Origin of the sequence: Pedobacter sp. HDW13 (assembly GCF_011303555.1) — a bacterium.
Classification (GTDB): Bacteria; Bacteroidota; Bacteroidia; order Sphingobacteriales; family Sphingobacteriaceae; genus Pedobacter.
Genome location: NZ_CP049868.1, coordinates 2,720,467 through 2,739,771 on the forward strand (window position 1 = coordinate 2,720,467; position 19,305 = coordinate 2,739,771).

Genomic DNA, 19,305 nt, shown 5'->3' on the forward strand with positions numbered 1-19,305 from the left:
CATTTTTGCATTTACCTGGTTTTACATTATTGTGAAACCTTTAGTCTATTTTAAAAATTATTAAATCATCAGATATGAAACGAGCAATTTCATTGGCAGTGTTTTTAATCGCTGCATCTTTAAAAATCAGTGCACAGGAAGTTGTGCAGAACAACGTTAAACCTATAGAAAATGCATTAAATCAGGTTACAAAACTGCAGCCTGTAAGCTTTAATTACGATAAGGTCTGGGCCGAGAAACTTCGCTTATCAGCCAATCCTCAAATTGGGTTTGTAGGTTCTGATGCTAAAAAAGCTGTTCCGGATATTGTTTCTGTACAGGCAAAAGATTACTCTTCGGGTAAAAACGCCTTCAAAACTGCAACTATTACCAAGGTCGACTACGAAAGTTTAGTGCCACTTTTGGTCGGCAGTATTAAAGAGCAGCAACAGCAGATCGAGGAACTAAAACGCGAAATTAAAGCTTTAAGGGGCCAGCGTTCTAAATAGTTATGCAGGCAGGTACGTAATCCTATTAAGGAGATCGTCACCCTAAATTTATTTCAAGGTCTCTCTGTAAATTAATTAAAATAATAAAGGGATTCAGGCCTAAAGCCCGAATCCCTTTATATGCTCATTATTATAATAACTTTATCCTTTCAGCAAATAAGCCTTAAACCCTTCAAAATCTACTCCTAACTGATCAGCCTGTTTAGGCTTGCTTTCTAAATCGGTAACCTGCTCTGGAATTTCGATTTTTGAGGCAATCTCATCCGGGAAGATGTCTGGAAACTTGCAGGCATGCGCTGTAGATAAAAATACTGCCGCGCTTTCATCTGCCGGATTTTCGTTTCTGTATTTTTCTATTGCTAAATAAGCGATTGCCGTATGCGGACAGGCTACATAATTAAATTTATTATCAATCGCTTTAATTCCTGTAAGTGTCTCTTGATCAGTAAAACGATAAGCTGTAACCACTTTCTTCAAAGCATCTACATCCTGGTTAAACAAGTCCATAATCCTAACCCAATTACTAGGCGCACCAACATCCATCGCGTTCGAATAGGTTTGTGTAGAAGGTTTAGTCTCATAATTGCCAGTCGCTAAAAAGCGTGGAACAGTATCATTCACATTCGTTGCTGCAATAAACTGTTTTACAGGTAAGCCAAGTTTGTAAGCCAGTAAACCAGCACCAATATTACCGAAGTTTCCGCTAGGTACTGAGAAAATTACGTCGCTATGTCCTTGTTTTTTTAACTGAGCATAAGTGTTGAAGTAATAAAACGTTTGCGGAATTAACCTCGAAATATTGATCGAGTTAGCTGAAGTTAAGCGAAATTTATTATTCAGATCAGCATCTGCAAAAGCTTGTTTAACCAGGGCCTGGCAATCATCAAAAGTTCCTTTTACCTCGATAGCACGTATATTTTGCCCATTGGTGGTTAATTGTAACTCTTGTATCGGGCTAACCTTGCCTTCAGGATATAAAATGGTAACACGTGTATTCGGTACACCTAAAAAGCCAAGGGCTACCGCGCCGCCGGTATCACCAGAGGTAGCTACCAGTACATCCAAAAGCTGTTCTCCGTCTTTTAAGAAATATGCCATCACACGGCTCATAAAACGAGCTCCAAAATCTTTAAAAGCCAAAGATGGTCCGTGGAACAACTCGAGTACAAAAGTTTTTTCATCTAGTTTCACTGCAGGCGCCTCAAAGTTAATGGCATCTTCAATCAATGCTTTTAAGTCATCAGCCGGAATTTCATCTTTCAATAGGGCCGAAGCTACCTGGTAAGCAATTTCGGGTAAGGTGTATTGCTCTATATTTTCTACAAACGCAGCATCCAGCTGTGGAATTTTTACAGGCATGTATAAGCCTTTATCTTGTGGCATGCTGTTAAAAACGGCTTCTTTAAAAGAAACACGTAAATCTTTATTGTTGGTTGAGTATAGTTTCATTTTTTAATGGGTTGGAGGGTTGAAAGGTTGAAGGTTGGAAGGTTTTGGATGTTTAGCCCTCCACCTTTAAGCCCTCAGCCTTCCAGCCTTAAGAAATTACCTTTGGTCCTTCGGCGTTAACGGGAGAAACAAAAGCTTTGCTGTTAATATTTATTTTATGCAGATGTTGCTGCTGCGATTTGGTTATTTTTCGTGCGGTTTCTTCATCTCGGGTTAAAGCGAAAACCGATGGGCCTGATCCTGAGATGCCAAAACCGATGGCGCCATTTTCCATCGCCAGCGCTCTCATTTCTTCAAAACCGGGGATTAAAATTGAACGCGTTGGCTCTACCAGTACGTCTTTCATGCTTCTTCCAATCAAATCAAAATCATTCATAAACAAACCGCTCACTAATCCGGCTACATTTCCCCATTGGGTAACGGCGTCTTTTAGCGATACTTTACTGCGGATCATTTGGCGCGCGTCTTTAGTCGGCACATCTACCTCAGGGTAAACAATAGCTGCATACATGCCTGCCGGAGTTGGCAAAGAAATCACATCTAGTGGTTCGTAGCTTCTTACTAAAACAAATCCACCTAGTAGGGCAGGAGCAACATTATCGGCATGACCGTAACCGCAGGCCAGTTCTTCGCCTTTCATGGCAAAAGGAACCAATTCTTTGGTGCTTAGCAAATCTCCCATTAATTTGTTTATGGCAAATAAACCAGCTACTGTACTTGCCGAACTCGATCCTAAACCACTGCCAATGGGCATTTTTTTGTGCAATTCAATCTCTACACCCACATCTAAGCGGTTTATATGTTTCAGATAGTGCTGTACGCTTGCGCTAACCGTATTTTTTGCAGCATCTAAAGGTAAGCGACCATCATCGCCGGTAATCTTTTTAATCACTACGCCTGGCGTATCGGTTAAGCGCATTTCAACTTCATCGCCAGGTTCATTAACGGCAAATCCCAAAACGTCGAAACCACAAACTACATTGGCAACAGTGGCGGGGGCGAAAACTTTTATACTTTTTTTCATTATTAATAGGCTTAGCGCTTGGTTAAGCAGTTATTTGATTTAAATGATATTTTAAATGCACAAGGTAATCTTCAATATAAAAAGAAAGGCTGTGCAGCTCGGTCTTTCCTTTTCCTGTATCGCAGGTGTTTTGAAGTTTTTCTTCGGGAATATTTTCAATAACCCGGCTAATCTGGTAGTTCAAAAGTTTCCAGAGGCTTTTTACTTCAGCAATATTTACAGACTGATAATTTTGATAGGCTACCCATTCATCCTGATGATAAATGATTTTAACCTCCTGTTCGTATTGGCTAACAATTAAGCGGCGAATATTATTGGATGTACTATCAATCAAATGGCCCAATAATTCCTTTTTCGACCATTTATGTGGCTGTGGCTTATCATTCCAGGCTGCTTCGGTTATGTTTTCAAAATCGATCATTGCCTGGTTAACCAGAAGAAGGATCTCATCTTTTATGGCTAAAACTGAATTCATAACACTAATTGCTCAAGGTGCCCACATTAATAATGTCGGCAAAAACACCCGCTGCTGTAACTTCTGCTCCTGCACCAGGGCCTTTTACCACTAATGGGCGCGATTTGTAACGATCGGTTGTGAAAGAAATGATGTTGTCACTTCCCGATAGCATATAAAAAGGATGGCTGTCATCAACCATTTGCAGGCTGATTTCTACATTTCCATTTTCCAGTTTACCGATGTAGCGTAAAACCTTACCATCTTTGGCTGCGTTATTTTTCAAATCTTCAAAATAGGCAGCGTTGGCCTGTAATTCTGAATAGAAATCTTCAACTGACGTTGCATTTAAACAAGCTTCTGGTAAAATGTTGTCGATTTTTACATCGCTGGCTTCTAAAGGATAACCCGCATCACGTGCCAGGATCAGCATTTTACGCATAAAATCTTTTCCGTTTAAATCATCACGTGGATCGGGTTCAGTGTAGCCAAGTTCCTGCGCTTCTTTTACTGTTTCGTAAAAACCTGCTTCGCCTTTAAAGTTATTGAAGATGTAAGAAATGGTTCCCGATAAAATGGCTTCAATACGTGCAACTTTATCGCCACTCATCATTAATTCTTTCAACGTACGGATAATTGGTAAACCGGCCCCTACGTTGGTTTCATAGTAAAAATCGACCCCGAATTTACGTGCGGTATCTTTAAACGATTTGTATTGTGCAAAATCGGCCGAGTTACCTTTTTTGTTACAGGTTACCACCGAAATGCTGCTTTCGAATATACCCTGGTAAAATTCAATTGGCGATTCGGCCGCTGTATTATCTACAAAAACACAATTTGGCAAATTCATGGCTTTCATTTTGGCCACAAATTCGGCCAGATTAGCTTGTTCGCCTTTATCATTTAATTCCGATTCCCAGTTATCGAGCGATAAACCATCAGCGTTAAATGTCATTTTCCGTGTATTGCTTATTCCGGTAACTTTCACCTGCAGGTCGTTATTGGCTGCAAGGAATGGCATTTGCTCTTTTAATTGATTGAACAAGGTTTTACCAATGTTTCCGGTTCCCAAACAAAAAATATTTAATGTTCTTTTCAGGTCGGTAAAGAAAGCATCGTGTACCGCATTTACAGCTTTCGATAAATCAGCTGCACTGATGATAACTGAAATATTGTATTCTGATGAACCTTGGGCAATTGCCCTTACGTTAATACCGTTGCGGCCCAGCGCACTGAATAAACGCCCGCTCATACCTGGTGTATGTTTCATATTTTCGCCTACAATGGCCAAAACAGCAAGGTTGTTTTCAACTTCTGGTAGTTCGAGCTTTTTGGCATCAAGCTCCAGTTCAAATTCTTTTTTGATTAAAGCGATAGCTTGTGCAGCGTCAGTTGGTTTAACGGCAAAAGTAATGCTGTGCTCCGAAGAAGATTGGGTAATCAAAACTACATTGATCTGCTCGCGCGATAGCAAAGAGAATAACCTACCACTAAAACCAGCTTTACCTACCATACCACTACCACTAAGGTTGATGATACTGATGTGATCGATAGATGAAATTCCTTTTATTGGTAAATTAGATGATTTAACATCGCTTTTAATATATGTTCCGGCAAAATCAGGTTCGAAGGTGTTTTTGATCACAATCGGGATTTTTTTCATAAATGCCGGGATCATGGTTGGTGGATAAATTACTTTGGCACCAAAATAACTCAGCTCCATGGCTTCGGTGTAGCTCAGTTCAGGTAAAGAGAAAGCTTTTTTCACCATCCGGGGATCGGCAGTCATCATGCCGTTTACATCTGTCCAGATTTCTATTTCTTCGGCATTTAAGGCTGCGCCCCAAACGGCAGCAGTATAATCAGAACCACCACGACCCAGGGTAGTTACACGTCCTGCTGCATTGCTGGCAATAAAGCCGGTAACAAAGAGCACTTTGCTTTTATTTTCCTGGTAAAAATTGTTGATTAGTATTTCGGTTAGTTCGGTATCTACTTTCGCTTGGCCGAAATTGCTGTCGGTTTTAATAAAATCAGCGCCGTTTACATAAAGGGCATCTCCAAAATTTTGTGAGGCAATATGGCTGATCATGAAAGTGGAGCAGCGTTCGCCATAGCTCAAAATCTGATCTTTGGTTTGCAAGCTCAGTTCTTTTAGGTTGCTTACCGCCTGTAATAAGTCTTCCAGCTCGTTGAAAAAGATTTTTAACCGAGTAAATACAGGATTTTGTGCTGCTGCTGGCAAAAGCGAGCGGATCACTGCAAAGTGTTTCGCTTCAATTGCTTTTAAATGAGTATCGTAATCTTCACCACGCTCAGCCATTTCGGCCATATCAGTAAGCAAATTGGTTACACCACTCATTGCCGATAATACAACTACCGGGCTGTTCTTCTGTTTTTCTTCGCCAACAAGGCGTAAGAGGGTTTTAATGTTCTCGGCCGAACCTACGGATGTGCCGCCGAATTTGAGTACTTTCATTAGTATGGGGTTTTTATGGTAATGAAACCTGCACAATAGCTTGCTAAGTTATTATTTGGACTTATTGTGACAGTTTTCAATGGTTTTAGCTTAAAAAAAAAGCGTCCCGACTTTTGTCGGGACGCTCTCTGTGTTTTATATTTTTTCAATTTACAACAAATTAGCCCCGCTGGTTTATACCGGTGGTAATAATAATTGTTGTAATAATTGAAGTGTTAAATTTCATCTTGTCTTGGTGTACTTTGTACACCGTAAAGTAGAAGATTATTTTTTTAAAATGCAAATGTTTTTTAATTTTTATTTCGAAATTTTTATTAAAACGTTTAAGTCGATGTAATAGCCATATTTTTTGAATACGAATTAGATCGGTACTAAATTAGTATAATAATTATATGCGATTGTTCATTTGCGGTGATGCGGCCAATTTAAATTCTTCTTTCTGATAGTACAATATAGTATACATTTTAGCCGGATGTTTTGTAGAGGGCCTGGTCTTCTGGCCAGCGATTGCACTTGGATTTGACGAAAGAACGGTTTGGAAGAGCAGGTGCATAATTGTTGTTTAACGTTTTACTTAGTGTAATTTTAATATTTTTTTTGTCTTGTAAAACATGATGTAAATATCTGTAAATAAAATATTTACATAATAGTGTATTTGCTACAATATGTAAAAAATTAGCAATTAAAACTAGTTTTTGTGAGAGATAAGTATTTACCTTTGCTGTACTAACTTACTTATTGTTATGAGCAAAGAGAAACTGCAAACGCCAGATTTAAGCTATTTAAATCTAGGCGACAACGTTGCTGTAAAGTACCAATTATCTCCATCGGAATTAATTGAAGATGCATTATTGAATCAGGAAGGTACGCTGGCCTCATCAGGAGCACTGGCGGTTGATACCGGAAAGTTTACCGGACGTTCTCCTAAAGACCGGTTTATTGTTTGCGACAGCGTTACCGAAGACCAGGTATGGTGGGGAGATGTAAACATTAAAATCAGCCCGGAGAAGTTCGATCAGTTATTTTATAAGCTAACGGCTTATCTGGCTGATAAAACCATCTATGTTCGCGATTCTTCGGCATGCGCCAATCCAGATTATGATATTTCTATCCGGGTTATTACCGAAACAGCCTATCAGAATCTTTTTGCTCATCATTTATTTATCCGCCCTGAAGCACATCAGCTGGGAATCACACCCGAGTGGACCATTATTGCTGCGCCAGGTTTTCAGGCCGATCCTTCAATTGATGGTACACGTCAGGAAAATTTCTCTATTCTTAATTTTACGAAGAAAATGATCCTGATTGGCGGTACAGGTTATACCGGTGAAATTAAAAAAGGTATTTTCTCTGTACTGAATTTTATCCTGCCTGTATATAAGAATACACTTTCTATGCACTGTTCTGCCAATGTAGGCAAGGGTGGCGATACAGCTATATTCTTTGGTTTATCGGGTACTGGTAAAACAACACTTTCTGCCGATCCAGAAAGAGGTTTAATTGGTGATGACGAACATGGATGGGGTGCCAGTTCTGTATTTAATTTCGAAGGCGGCTGTTATGCTAAATGTGTAGATTTAACGCAAGAGAAAGAACCTCAGATATATAATGCTATAAGAACAGGGGCATTATTAGAAAATACCAACTTTTTTCCGGGAACAAAGGATGTAGATTACACCAATATCAATAAAACTGAAAATACCCGAGTAGCTTATCCAATTAATTACATTGATAATGCAATATTGCCATCAATAGCTGAAGTACCTAAAAATATTTTCTTTTTAACGGCTGATGCATTTGGGGTATTGCCTCCAATCTCTAAATTAAATGTAGAACAGGCCATGTTCCACTTTATGAGTGGGTACACAGCTAAAGTTGCGGGTACCGAAACCGGGGTGACTGAGCCTCAGTTAACATTCTCTGCCTGTTTTGGCAAGGCCTTCCTACCACTGCATCCTTCCAGATATGCAGCGTTATTAGGCGAAAAGATGGAAAAACACCAGGTAAATGTATGGCTGGTAAATACAGGGTGGACTGGCGGCGCTTATGGAATTGGTAAAAGAATGAAATTAAGCTATACACGCGCAATGATTACAGCGGCCTTAAACGGAGATTTAGACCATAATAAATATAAGCAGCATCACGTATTTAAATTGATGATGCCGCTAAGTTGTCCGGGGGTGCCAAACGAAATTTTAGATCCGTCTAAAACGTGGGACGACCAGGAAGAATACTTTTTAAAGGCCTTTGAGCTGGCCAATGCATTTACCGAAAATTTTAAGCAGTTTGAAGTGCCCAAAGTAGCAAAAAGGCACGACGAAGCGTTAAAATTATGTTAAATGTGCTTTAAAATGCATTTTTTGAGCAAAAAATTTGCAATTCGATTTTTTTTTAGTTTTTATTGTGAAAGAATTGCCTCCGGCTGAGGCAATTTTTTTGTTATATGCCCAACTGAGTTACCGTAAACTAAATGTTAAGTAACGATTTGATTGTTTATTGATTTATTAATTTGTAATTTAAAATCAATTTATAAATTTGTTTTTCGCAACAAAATCAGATAAGACACGTTGTGTGTATTACAAAAGAAATAATAGCTAAAAATTAAAAACAAGAACTAAAACTAAAATTCAAAAAAAAATGGCAAACGCACCAAAACCAACAACTGTTAAAAAAGAGAGCTCTTCTAGTGCTTCAAATGTATTTGCAACATTCGTTATTCCAATCTGTATCGTAATTGGATTCTGCGTTTGGAGATTCGTGTTCGGAGAAGGAACTAACTTTATTGATGGTGACAGAGAGAAATTACCTCTACCTGGAAACTACCTTGGAACAGCATACAAAGGAGGTCCTATCGTAGCGATCTTAGTTGGATTACTATTGGTAGTAATTGTATTCTCAATCGAGCGTCTAATCGTTATTGGTAAAGCAAGTGGAAAAACAAGCTTAGATAATTTCATCCGCAAAGTACAAGGCTTATTAAGCGCAGGAAACATCGAAGCTGCAAAAGCAGAGTGTGATAAACAACAAGGATCGGTTGCTAACGTAATCAAATCTGGTTTGAAAAAATATAGTGAAGTTGAAGCTGATACCAACATGGATGTTGAGCAATCAATCGTTGCTATCCAAAAAGATGTTGAAGAAGCTACAGCTTTAGAAATGCCAATGTTAGAGCAAAACTTAACTGTAATTGCAACTTTGGTATCAATTGGTACGTTAGTAGGTTTATTGGGTACTGTAACAGGTATGATCCGTGCATTCGCCGGTTTAGCAAACTCTGGTGCTCCAGATCAGTCAGCATTAGCGGTAGGTATCTCTGAGGCACTTATCAACACTGCAACAGGTATCTTGGTATCTACTGTAGCAATTATCATGTACAACGTATTAACTTCTAAAATTGATAAGTTAACTTACGCAATCGATGAAGCTGGTTTCAGCATCGTTCAAACATACGCTAGTTCGCATAAATAAGAATTTTGAAAAAATTTTTACCGGCTTTATGGAAAACCGGAAAAAAGATCATCATTATTAAAAACTAGTAAAATATTATGCCTAGAATTAAAGTTAAAAGAACAAGTACAGTAACAGATATGACTGCCATGTGTGATGTGGCATCATTGTTACTTACTTTCTTCATCTTAACTGCTACAGCAAGGCAACCAGAACCATTAGCCGTTTCTACTCCCTCATCTACGTATGAGTTTAAAGTGCCGGCTGAAAACAATGCGATTTTAACAATCGGACAAGGTAAGGTATTCTTCGAAGTAGCAGGTAATAAAGTAAGAGCAAGAACATTAGAACTAATGGGCGAACAGTACAGCGTAAAGTTTACACCTGAAGAAATTCAACGTTTCTCAGTAATCTCAACTTTCGGTGTGCCATTTGCCAGCTTAAAAGGATTTATCGCAATGGGCGGTTCTGATCGTATGAAACCAGGAGTACAAACTGGTATCCCTACAGATTCTACCGATAATCAGTTAAATTCATGGGTTCTAAATGCGCGTAAAGCAACTAAAGAAATCAATAATGCGGATATGCGTCTAAGTATCAAAGGTGATGCTAAAGAAGAATATCCAGTGGTTAAAAAGGTAGTTGACGTGCTTCAGAAGCAAGGAGTAAACAAATTTTTATTGGTTACTAACTCTGAAGCTAAAAAGAAATAAGAAATGGCAGAATTAAATACAGGCGGGAAGAAAGCCACACCAAGGGTTGATATGACTCCGATGGTGGATCTAATGTTTCTTTTGGTAACATTCTTTATCTTAACTACTTCAATATCTACGCCACAAGCAATGGATATTGCAAAACCAGATAAGAACGAGAAGTTACCTGAAAACAGATTAGAACTGAAAGCAAGTAAAACCATGACTATTTTATTGGGTAAAAAAGATAAAGTAGCCTGGTACATGGGAGTAGCTGGAGAAAGCGCACCAACAATTGAATCTGTAGATCAAGTAGGCGATGCTATTATAAAAAATAGAAAAACTGCTGATGCATCAGGAGTTGCAGGCGACTTTGTTGTATTGGTAAAACCAACAGCAGGTTCTACTTTCAAGAACTTTGTTGATATCATGGACGAATTGGAAATTCTTAAAGTTAAGGTCCGTCAAATCGATGACGATAACATTCTTGACAATGAGAAGCAAGCCATGAGAGATCAAGGAATTTTATAATCAATAAAACCAGTAGTTATGTCGAAGTTAGATATATTCAGAAAAGAATGGCTTGAGGTGGTTTTTGCGGATAAAAACAAAAACTATGGTGCATACCAATTGCGTAAAACCAATGGTGCTAACACCACAAAAGCTTTATTTATAGGCTCTGTAATATTTCTAGTGTTATTTTTCTCACCTAAAATCTATAGCCTTATTAAAGGTTCTATGGATCACCAGGACGAGCAGTTAAAAGCACAAGAAGTAATTTTAGCGCCACCACCACCAGTGGATCCAAAAACACCACCTCCACCACCGGTAGAGCCACCGCCACCGAAGATAGATCAGGTGAAAATGCCACCTCCAATTGTAAAACCGGATATTGAGGTTCGTGATGAACCACCTACGGTTGAAAAGTTGAAAGAAGCTGATCCGGGTCAGAGAGATATTAAAGGTGATCCTACCGCTGATATCGTTATCGCTGAACCAGTAGGTGAAGGACCGAAAAGAGAAGCTGCTGTTGCAGTTGATGATAATAAAGTTTATGACTTTGTTAGTATCGAGAAACAACCAGAATATCCGGGAGGTATTGCGAAATTCTATAAATATTTGAGTGGAGCAATTAAATACCCGCCAATGGCACAAGAAAACAACGTACAAGGTAAAGTATTCTTATCTTTCGTTGTTGAGAAAGATGGTAAATTAACAGATATTCAGGTTACCCGCGGTTTGGGTAGCGGAACTGACGAAGAAGCCATCCGTGTATTGAAAGCTAGTCCACGTTGGAACCCAGGTATCCAAAATGGTAAGCCGGTAAGGGTAAAATACAACATCAACGTTAACTTTACATTGAACTAGTAGTAAATGTTAAATTTTGATATTTTTAAGCAAAAATCGCCTAAACAGCGGTTTTTGCTCATTTTAGGCCTAATCATGTTTGTTTTTTACCTGATTTTAGGCATTGCATTTATCTTTTATGAACCAATTGCACTTCGTTTAAATACTATTCCAACCTGGGGTAGGATTGCAATTGGTATCTTTTTGATTATTTATGCTTTTGTAAGATTATTAAGCCTTGGTAGGCGCGACTAAATCATTAATGAGAAACTTCCTTTTTATATTATTGGTACTTGCACTGGTATCTTGCAAGCGTAAGGGTAAAACCGAAGCAGTTAAGGAAACCCGTACAAGCGGTACACTTAAAATGCTGGTTGATGAAAGTGTTGGCCCGATTGTGCAAGATCAGATTGATATTTTTAGTCTGGATTATCCACAGGCAAAAATCGTGACTGTAGTTAAACCAGAAGAGAAACTTTTGCCAGCATTCCTGAATGATAGTGTAAGGGTAATTGTTCTGCCAAGATTATTAACCAAAGCAGAGGAGAAATATTATAACCAGCGGAATATCAAAATTAACACTTCACGGTTTGCAGTGGATGGTATTGCATTAATTACAAATCAAGGCAATATCGACAGTACAATTAACGTTAAAGATGTAATTGATATACTACAGGGGAAGAATTCAGATAAGAAATTGGTTTTTGATAACGCTTATTCAAGTACCTTTCAATATTTTAAAGAGCTGGCCAAAATCAGCCAGTTTCCGGCTACAGGAGTTTATTCTAAAAATTCGAGTAAAGAAGTAATTAAACTTATTGCAGAAGATAAGAAATTTATTGGTATTTTGGGCGTGAATTGGGTTACGGATCGAAATACAGAAGCGAGTGAATACCTTTCGCAAGTAAAGGTTTTAGGCGTGAAAAACCTAAAAGGGAAAATTGGCGACGATAAGTTTTATAAACCAACCCAGGATAATTTAATCAATGGTGTTTATCCTTTTTTAAGAAATATAAATATCATAGATTGTGAGGGGCGAAATGGTTTAGGCACAGGATTTGCAACATGGTTAAGAAGCCAAAGAGGACAGTTGATTGTACTTAAATCCGGACTTGGCCCACATAAACTAATGCCAAGAGAAATTAACCTGATAAAAGGAAATTAAATTAAAAATTATAAATTGAACCACGAAGTAATCTAAACCAGATACTTCATTTTTATTAAAAAAAACAGAATATCCGATGAAAATTTTAAAGAAAGCAATAACCTTAAATGTAGGTTTGGTGTTGATGGGTTCTGCAGTTTTTGCTCAAAATTTAAATGACGCGAAAAAAGCCATTGACGCGGAACAGTATCAAAAAGCATCATCAATGCTTAAGTCATTGGTGAGCTCAAAAGCATCAGATGGTGAAAATTATTACAATCTGGGTTTGGTTTATCTAAAAACTGGTTATATCGACTCTGCAAGAGCTGTATTTACCAAAGGCATTACTGCCGATCCTAAAAACAATTTAAACTTAATTGGTTTAGGTGAAGCTGATATGTTATCTAATGATCCAACTTCTGCTAAAACTAATTTTGATAAAGCAGTAGCTTTATCTCCGAAAGATTACAAAACTTATTTGTATATCGGAAAGGCCTATTTAGCGCAGGATAAACCAAGTGACGATGTATCTAAACCTGATTTTACCAATGCATTGGCTAACATTACCAAAGCAGATGAGTTAGATTCGAAAGATAAAGATGCTGAAGTATTTTTAGCACAAGGTGATGCCTATGCTCTACAAAAGAAAAACTCTGAAGCTTTAGGCCCATATTTTCGTGTAAACGATATTGATCCCACTAATAGAAGGGCTAAAACGCAGATTGGTAAAATGTACAAAGAGTCAAGAGCGTTTCCTGAAGGTGAAAAAGAATTACAAGACGTAATTGCTGCTGACGCAAATTATGGTCCGGCTTACCGCGAGTTAGGTGAGTTATACTTACAGTGGAGTAGCTTTGGCGTTGATAAGGAAAAAGCAGCTAAAGGTATTGAGAACTACAAAAAATATCTTGATTTAACTGATAAATCTTTAGAATCTCAGTTGCGTTACGCGCAGTTCTTATTTTATGCTAAAGACTACAAAACGTTAGAGCAAGTAGCTACTTCATTACAAGTACCTGCAAATGATCCTAAAAGTACAGTAGTATCTAGGATGAAAGGTTGGGCTGCCTATGAAAATGGTAACTATCCTCAGGCTTTAACAAGCTTAACAGAGTTTTTTGCCAAAGAAAAAGATAAATCAAAAATTTTAGGTAACGATTATCTTTATTTAGGTAAAGCACAGTTAAAGTCAGGTCAAGATAGTTTAGCTGTACTTAATATTATTGAAGCAGCTAAAAAAGATTCTACAAATGCTGATGCTTTAGCAGAGGCAGCTAAAAGTTTATACGATGCTAAGAAGTTTGCTAAATCAGCAGATGTTTATGAATTAGCCTCGAAATATAATCCAAACGGTAAGGGATCTTTATATAACTATTTGTATATAGGAATAAATAGATTTATGGAATCTTATACTTTAAAGCGTGATAAGAAACCAATGAACTTGCAAGGTTTAATCAAAGGTGATTCTGCACTTAGTCATTTGTCTCAAGTATATCCAGATTTAGCACAGTCGTATCTTTTTAGAGCACGAATTAATGATTACATTGATCAAATTCAGAACAGTGGATCTCCTAAAGGTTTAATGATTCCATTTTACGAAAAGTATATTGTTTCAGTAAAACCTGAAGAACAAGCCGCTGCTAAAAACAATTTGGTTGAGTCTTACAGATTGCTAGGTTCTTGGTATGCTGATAAAGACAAAGCTAAAGCAATTGATTACTTAAATAAATGTCTTGCTTTAGATCCTACTGATAGTTATGCAACAACTAAATTAAAAGAGTTGACTGGTGCAGCAGCTAAGCCAAAAGGCAAATAATTTTAAAGTTAAATAATTTAGAAAAGGCAGAGTTTGGTTACTCTGCCTTTTTCTTTTACTTTTGCATCACAAAATAAAAATTATGCAAGCGCAAAGTTCCTCTATAGATTTTTTACCAATTATATTTCAAGTAATTGTTGCTTTAGGTTTTGTGGTAACCACCCTGGTTGCTACCCATTTATTAGGCCCAAAACGTAAAACAGCCGATAAATTAGAAACCTTCGAAGCGGGTATTAAAAGTGTGGGTAACGCACGTCAGCCTTTCTCTATTAAATATTTCGTAGTAGCTATACTGTTCGTTTTGTTCGATGTAGAGGTTATTTTTATGTATCCATGGGCTGTTAATTTCCGCGCGTTAAAAATGGATGGTATGATAGAGATGTTCATTTTTATGGGCACTTTATTGCTTGGGTTTATTTATGTGATCAAGAAAAAAGTATTAGACTGGAACTAATCAGTTAACAGTTTTCAATTCACAATTAGCAGTTAATAACTTACGATTTTATTAACTGTAAACTGAAAGTTACCAACCGCAAACCAGACGTGTATCACTTACACTATGTACAACTCCTTTTTAGTTATTTAGAAAGGTTCTAAATCTGGTAAAGCTAGTTCAATTGCCTTTTAAATATTGTAAATTTGTTGCTCATTCTGCAAAGGGATGAGCATTTTTTGTTTATAAACATGAGTGAAATTAATATAGTTGATGCGCCTCCAGGAACCGAAGGGCCTGGCTATTTTGCCACCTCTTTAGATAAAGTGATTGGTTTGGCCCGCTCAAATTCATTATGGCCATTGCCATTCGCAACTTCGTGCTGTGGAATCGAATTTATGGCTACAATGGGTTCTCACTACGATTTAGGTCGTTTCGGTGCAGAGCGCTTAAGTTTTTCTCCCCGTCAGGCCGATGTTTTAATGGTTATGGGTACCATCGCAAAAAAGATGGCTCCGGTATTAAAGCAAGTATATATCCAGATGGCAGAGCCACGTTGGGTAATGGCTGTTGGTGCCTGTGCAAGTAGCGGTGGTATTTTTGATACCTATTCTGTTTTGCAGGGTATTGATGAGGTGATTCCGGTGGATGTTTACGTTCCGGGCTGTCCGCCAAGACCAGAAGCCATTTTGGATGGTTTTCAGCGTATTCAGGATTTGGTTAAAAACGAATCGGGCAGAAGAAGAAATTCTGATTATTACAAAGAACTTTTAGGTCAATACGGTATTAAATAATGGAAGAAACGACACTAAATAATACTATCCTGGCAAAACTTAGCGAAAAGTTTGGCGAAAAAGTAACTGCGGTTGCTGAACCTTATGGTTTGCTCACTTTTGCAACAACAAAAGATGTAATCATCAACGTATTGTCGTTCCTTAAAAACGATTTAAAATTTAACTTCTTAACTGATATTACAGCGGTTCATTATCCGGGTAAAGATCATGGCATTGCAGTGGTTTACCATTTGCACAACATGGTGGAGAAAGTTAGGATCAGGGTTAAAGTTTTTATTTCAGAGCAAAATCCAACCATTCCTACAGCGACAACGGTATGGAAAGGTGCTAACTGGATGGAGCGCGAAACTTATGATTTGTTTGGGGTTAAGTTTGAAGGACACCCTGATTTACGCCGTATTTTAAATATGGACGATTTAGGCGTTCACCCAATGTTGAAACAATATCCATTGGAAGACCCGAACAGAGTAGATAAAAAAGACGAATTTTTTGGAAGGTAATTTTATGAATCATAACCATCCGGTATTTACAGATAACGACCCGCAAAGTGAGCTGGTAACCTTAAACTTAGGTCCAACACACCCTGCAACCCACGGCGTTTTTCAGAACGTTTTGCAATTAGATGGCGAACGTATTGTAAGCGGCGTTTCAACTATTGGGTATATTCACCGTGCTTTCGAAAAGATTGCCGAACACCGCCCATTTTATCAGATTACTCCACTTACCGACCGTTTAAACTATTGTTCTTCGCCTATTAACAATATGGGCTGGCACATGACGGTTGAAAAGTTGTTGAATATCCAGATGCCAAAACGTGTAGATTACCTGCGCGTAATTGTAATGGAGCTTTCGCGTATTGCCGATCACATTATCTGTAACACGATTATTGGTCAGGATACCGGAGCAACAACTACTTTCCTTTATCTTTTCCAGTTCCGTGAGCACATTTACGAAATTTTTGAAGAGGTTTGCGGAGCGCGTTTAACAACAAACATTGGCCGTATTGGTGGTTTTGAAAGAGATTTCAATGATATCGCCTTTGCCAAAATCAATAAGTTTTTAAAGGAGTTCCCCGTAGCTTTAAGAGAGTTCGAAAATCTGTTAACCCGTAACCGCATCTTTATTGATAGGACTGCCGGTGTTGCAGAGGTAACCAAAGAAACTGCATTGGAGTATAGCTGGACTGGACCGCTTTTACGTGCTACTGGTGTAGATTATGATGTTCGTGTAAGCGATCCATATTCTTCTTATCAGGATTTCGATTTCGAAGTTCCGGTAGGTACAAGTGGCGATATTTACGACAGGTATTTGGTTCGTAACGAAGAAATGTGGCAAAGTGTGCGCATTATTGAGCAGGCTTTAGAAAAATTGAAATCAGAAGAAAAAGGTATTTTCCATGCTGATGTTCCTGATTTCTATCTTCCTCCAAAACAAGAAGTATACAACAATATGGAAGCATTAATCTATCACTTTAAAATTGTGATGGGCGAAATTGATGCACCAAAAGCAGAGGTTTATCATGCTGTAGAAGGTGGTAACGGCGAATTAGGTTTCTATCTGATCAATGATGGAGGACGTACCCCGTACCGTTTACACTTCCGCAGACCAAGTTTTATAAATTACCAGATGTTTGCGCCAATGAGCGAGGGCATGTTATTGTCTGATGCCATCATCAACATGAGTAGTATGAACATTATTGCAGGAGAATTAGATGCTTAAAGTAGAAGAACAAACACCTGTAACGTTTTCATCAGAATTGCTGGCCAAATTTGATGAAATAAAAAGCCGTTATCCGGAAGGAAAACAAAAATCAGCTTTGCTACCATTATTACACCTGGTGCAGGCCGAATTTCTTTGGGTTCCAACGTCGGCGATGGATCAAGTTGCTGCGTATTTAAATATTCAGCCAATTGAAGTGTACGAGGTAGCAACATTTTATACCATGTACTTTTTAAAACCACAAGGTAAATACGCTTTGGAGGTTTGCCGTACAGGACCTTGCTGCCTGGTAGGTGCAGAAAAAATATTAAGCCACTTAGAAGATAAGTTAGGCGTAAAAGAAGGAGAAGTAACCGCCGATGGCCTTTTCAGCTTTAGAGGAGTTGAATGTTTGGCAGCCTGCGGTTTCGGTCCGGTGTTACAAATTAGCCCGGAATATACTTTCTACGAAAACCTAACTACCGAAAGTGTAGATAAACTGATTGAAGATTTGAAAAATAAGTCCTAAGTCGCAAGTCTTAAGTCGGGAGTCAATTTAGACTCAAGACTATGGATTATTGACTACAGACTATAGACTAATTAAAATGTCTCGAAAACTGTTACTTGAGCATATAAACGTACCAGGCATCAACACACTTGAAGTCTATCGCCAAAAAGGTGGGTACCGTGCCGTAGAAAAAGCCCTTAAAACTTTAACACCTGAAGAGATTGTTGAAGAAGTTAAGAAATCTGGCTTACGCGGTCGTGGTGGTGCAGGTTTCCCAACGGGAATGAAATGGAGCTTTTTGGCTAAGCCAGAAGGTGTTGCACGTTATCTGGTGTGTAATGCTGATGAGTCTGAGCCGGGAACTTTTAAAGACCGTTATCTGATGAATTACATTCCGCATGCTTTGATTGAAGGAATGATTGTTTCGAGTTTTGCTTTAGGCGCTAAGGTTTCATACATCTACGTTCGTGGAGAGATGATGCCTCAGATCCGTATCCTGGAAAAAGCAATTGCTGAGGCAAAAGCTGCAGGATGGTTAGGTAAAAACATTTTAGGAACCGGTTACGATTTAGAATTATATGTTCAGCCTGGTGGTGGTGCTTACATTTGTGGTGAAGAAACCGCTTTGTTAGAATCTCTTGAAGGCAAAAGGGGGAACCCACGTATTAAACCACCTTTCCCTGCAATTGCGGGTTTATATGGCTGCCCTACGGTGGTTAATAACGTAGAATCGATAGCAGCTGTAGTGCCAATTATTAATGATGGAGGCGATGAATATGCTAAAATTGGTATTGGCAGAAGTACAGGTACCAAATTAATATCAGCATCGGGTAATTTAGTAAAACCTGGTGTTTACGAAATTGAATTAGGTTTGCCTGTAGAAGAATTTATCTATTCTGATGAGTATTGCGGTGGTATCGCCAATGGAAAACGCCTGAAAGCAACAGTCGCAGGTGGTTCGTCGGTGCCAATCTTACCGGCTAATTTAACTTTAAAATACGCCAACGGCGAGCCTCGTTTAATGAGTTACGAATCATTATCAGAAGGTGGATTTGCTACTGGAACAATGTTGGGGTCGGGCGGCTTTATAGCTTTTGATGAAGATCAGTGTATTGTTCGCAATACCTGGAATTTCTCGCGTTTCTACCACCACGAAAGTTGCGGACAATGTTCGCCATGCCGTGAAGGTACTGGCTGGATGGAAAAAATCCTTCACAAAATCGAACATGGACATGGAAGCATGGAAGATGTTGATTTATTGTGGGATGTTCAACGTAAAATTGAAGGAAACACGATTTGCCCGTTAGGTGATGCAGCTGCATGGCCTGTAGCAAGTGCTATTCGTCATTTCAGAGATGAATTTGAATGGCACATTAAAGAGCGGGTTAAAAGCCAGAGCCAAAATTATGGTATTGCAAATTATGCAACGCCGATTGAAAAGGCTCCTGTAACAGAAGAAAAATAAAATCGCACAGGTTCGTATCTTCACGAAACGAAAGCTAAATAAATACAATTGGTTCGTGTTGACACAA

18 protein-coding genes are annotated in these 19,305 nt (G+C 38.4%); 14 read left to right on the forward strand and 4 right to left on the reverse strand.

All coding sequences use genetic code 11. The features are described from left to right. Positions 1–74 precede the first annotated feature (74 nt). A complete protein-coding gene (locus G7074_RS11570; RefSeq protein ID WP_124558042.1) occupies positions 75–488 on the forward strand; it encodes a tail fiber domain-containing protein in 414 nt (137 codons plus the stop codon). Between the two features lie 141 nt (positions 489–629). On the opposite strand, the gene thrC is transcribed toward G7074_RS11570, so the two are convergent. The 4 genes from thrC to thrA form a co-directional block, all read right to left on the reverse strand. Then, a complete protein-coding gene (gene thrC / locus G7074_RS11575; RefSeq protein WP_124558041.1) occupies positions 630–1,937 on the reverse strand; it encodes a threonine synthase in 1,308 nt (435 codons plus the stop codon). 88 nt (positions 1,938–2,025) lie between these two features. Beyond that, positions 2,026–2,961 carry a homoserine kinase gene (locus G7074_RS11580; RefSeq protein ID WP_124558040.1) on the reverse strand — a complete coding sequence of 312 codons (936 nt, stop codon included), beginning with the start codon at positions 2,959–2,961 and terminating at the stop codon, positions 2,026–2,028. Positions 2,962–2,983: 22 nt separating this feature from the next. Continuing rightward, on the reverse strand, positions 2,984–3,436 hold the full coding sequence (locus G7074_RS11585; RefSeq protein WP_166208499.1) for a DinB family protein: 453 nt from the start codon (positions 3,434–3,436) through the stop codon (positions 2,984–2,986). A 4-nt stretch (positions 3,437–3,440) separates the two neighbouring features. After that, positions 3,441–5,894 carry a bifunctional aspartate kinase/homoserine dehydrogenase I gene (gene thrA / locus G7074_RS11590; protein WP_166208502.1) on the reverse strand — a complete coding sequence of 818 codons (2,454 nt, stop codon included), beginning with the start codon at positions 5,892–5,894 and terminating at the stop codon, positions 3,441–3,443. A 743-nt stretch (positions 5,895–6,637) separates the two neighbouring features. On the opposite strand from thrA, the gene pckA reads away from it, so the two are divergent. The 13 genes from pckA to nuoF all read left to right on the forward strand — a co-directional run bounded on the left by pckA (position 6,638) and on the right by nuoF (position 19,238). Then, positions 6,638–8,233 (forward strand): phosphoenolpyruvate carboxykinase (ATP), encoded by a 1,596-nt coding sequence (gene pckA / locus G7074_RS11595; RefSeq protein WP_124558037.1) that lies wholly within the window; start codon positions 6,638–6,640, stop codon positions 8,231–8,233. A 298-nt stretch (positions 8,234–8,531) separates the two neighbouring features. Further along, the gene (locus tag G7074_RS11600; protein ID WP_124558036.1) at positions 8,532–9,362 is read left to right on the forward strand and encodes a MotA/TolQ/ExbB proton channel family protein; all 831 of its coding nucleotides are present in this window, start codon (positions 8,532–8,534) and stop codon (positions 9,360–9,362) included. Between the two features lie 77 nt (positions 9,363–9,439). Further along, positions 9,440–10,054, forward strand: coding sequence for a biopolymer transporter ExbD (locus G7074_RS11605; protein ID WP_124558035.1), 615 nt, complete (start codon positions 9,440–9,442; stop codon positions 10,052–10,054). A 3-nt stretch (positions 10,055–10,057) separates the two neighbouring features. Continuing rightward, on the forward strand, positions 10,058–10,564 hold the full coding sequence (locus tag G7074_RS11610) for a biopolymer transporter ExbD (RefSeq protein ID WP_124558034.1): 507 nt from the start codon (positions 10,058–10,060) through the stop codon (positions 10,562–10,564). A gap of 18 nt (positions 10,565–10,582) precedes the next feature. Then, on the forward strand, positions 10,583–11,401 hold the full coding sequence (locus G7074_RS11615) for an energy transducer TonB (RefSeq protein WP_166208505.1): 819 nt from the start codon (positions 10,583–10,585) through the stop codon (positions 11,399–11,401). Between the two features lie 241 nt (positions 11,402–11,642). Beyond that, complete coding sequence (locus G7074_RS11620; RefSeq protein ID WP_124558031.1) at positions 11,643–12,545, forward strand: PstS family phosphate ABC transporter substrate-binding protein; 903 nt, start codon at positions 11,643–11,645, stop codon at positions 12,543–12,545. Between the two features lie 76 nt (positions 12,546–12,621). Further along, positions 12,622–14,340, forward strand: a complete 1,719-nt coding sequence (locus G7074_RS11625; protein ID WP_124558030.1) for a tetratricopeptide repeat protein — start codon at positions 12,622–12,624, stop codon at positions 14,338–14,340. Positions 14,341–14,422: 82 nt separating this feature from the next. Next, positions 14,423–14,794: an NADH-quinone oxidoreductase subunit A gene (locus tag G7074_RS11630; protein ID WP_113949920.1), complete on the forward strand. Its 372-nt coding sequence runs from the start codon at positions 14,423–14,425 to the stop codon at positions 14,792–14,794. A gap of 230 nt (positions 14,795–15,024) precedes the next feature. After that, positions 15,025–15,567: an NADH-quinone oxidoreductase subunit B gene (locus tag G7074_RS11635; RefSeq protein ID WP_039472971.1), complete on the forward strand. Its 543-nt coding sequence runs from the start codon at positions 15,025–15,027 to the stop codon at positions 15,565–15,567. Then, positions 15,567–16,067 (forward strand): NADH-quinone oxidoreductase subunit C, encoded by a 501-nt coding sequence (locus G7074_RS11640; RefSeq protein WP_039472972.1) that lies wholly within the window; start codon positions 15,567–15,569, stop codon positions 16,065–16,067. Before G7074_RS11635 ends, G7074_RS11640 begins: the two co-directional genes overlap by 1 nt. 4 nt (positions 16,068–16,071) lie before the next feature. Further along, positions 16,072–17,286: an NADH-quinone oxidoreductase subunit D gene (locus G7074_RS11645; protein WP_124558029.1), complete on the forward strand. Its 1,215-nt coding sequence runs from the start codon at positions 16,072–16,074 to the stop codon at positions 17,284–17,286. Beyond that, positions 17,279–17,794 (forward strand): NAD(P)H-dependent oxidoreductase subunit E, encoded by a 516-nt coding sequence (gene nuoE / locus G7074_RS11650; RefSeq protein ID WP_124558028.1) that lies wholly within the window; start codon positions 17,279–17,281, stop codon positions 17,792–17,794. Before G7074_RS11645 ends, nuoE begins: the two co-directional genes overlap by 8 nt. 76 nt (positions 17,795–17,870) lie before the next feature. Further along, complete coding sequence (gene nuoF / locus G7074_RS11655; protein ID WP_166208508.1) at positions 17,871–19,238, forward strand: NADH-quinone oxidoreductase subunit NuoF; 1,368 nt, start codon at positions 17,871–17,873, stop codon at positions 19,236–19,238. The last annotated feature ends 67 nt before the right edge of the window (positions 19,239–19,305 follow it).